The organism is Erwinia sp. MYb416 (assembly GCF_037479575.1).
Classification (GTDB): Bacteria; Pseudomonadota; Gammaproteobacteria; order Enterobacterales; family Enterobacteriaceae; genus Erwinia; species Erwinia rhapontici.
Genome location: NZ_JBBGYT010000090.1, coordinates 1 through 931 on the forward strand (window position 1 = coordinate 1; position 931 = coordinate 931).

Annotated in this window: 1 protein-coding gene; it reads right to left on the minus strand. The window is 50.6% G+C overall.

What is annotated here, in order from left to right:
- Positions 1 to 931, minus strand: a 931-nt coding sequence (gene fliD / locus WH277_RS00775; protein WP_339503815.1) for a flagellar filament capping protein FliD, incomplete at both ends; no start/stop codon positions are given.

Consider the following 931-nt stretch of genomic DNA (forward strand, 5'->3'; position numbering starts at 1 on the left):
CTGCCCCATCGTCTGGTTCATTTGCGCGATAATCGTTTTCATATTGGTAAACTCTTTCACGTAGCGATTGAACGCCGTTTCATAGCGAGTCTGAATCTGCGACTCCTTACGAGTTAGCTGCTCGCTTTTCCTATCCAGGCCTTCCTGACGCTGCTTCAAGGTCCCTTTCGACCCACTGAGAAGGGTATCAAGCGCCTCTTTTTCGACCCGTTTAAGCAGGCCGCTGGAACCATCAAACAGGGCATTGAAGGCACCTGGTTTTTCCTTCATCGTCTCTTCAAACAATTTTCCGTCCAGTTTCAACTGGCCATTTTTATCAGAGGTGATACCAAACTCGCTCAGCTTCGCGCCGTTAAACTCACTACGCAGCAGCTCATTAAGTTTCGTTTCCAGTGCGCTAATGCCGGAGTCTCCGGCAAGTGCACCCCGTGTTATTGAGCCATCGCTGTTACCACTTTTGGTCAGCTCGTTCAGCTTGGTACGCAGCGAGTTCCAGGCATCAACAAACTTATCTGCCTGTTCACGGGTACCGGTGGTGTCGTTGTCAATGTTAATGATCAGCGGTTCTCCCTCGATGGTCGTACGGATCACCGTCAGATCCACGCCGGGAATGATGTCTTTAAAGTCATTCGTGCTGCTGGTGAAGGTCATCGCGCCTTCACCCATCGTGATCACGGCATCCTTCGCGGTCGAAATTTGCGTGGCCTTTGTGGTCAGCTGGTTATGCAACGCCGCATCATCAGCGGAGAGCGTGACGGCATTATCCGCACCGGTTTTATCACTGCTTATCATCAGGATATTCTGGCCGTTTTGCTTCACCAGCGAGGCCGTTGCACCAGAATTACCGCTTTCTGCGTTAATTTTGTCGCGAAGTCCCGACAGACTACTGATGGTGGACATATCAATATCCACGTCTTTATCACCAATACTG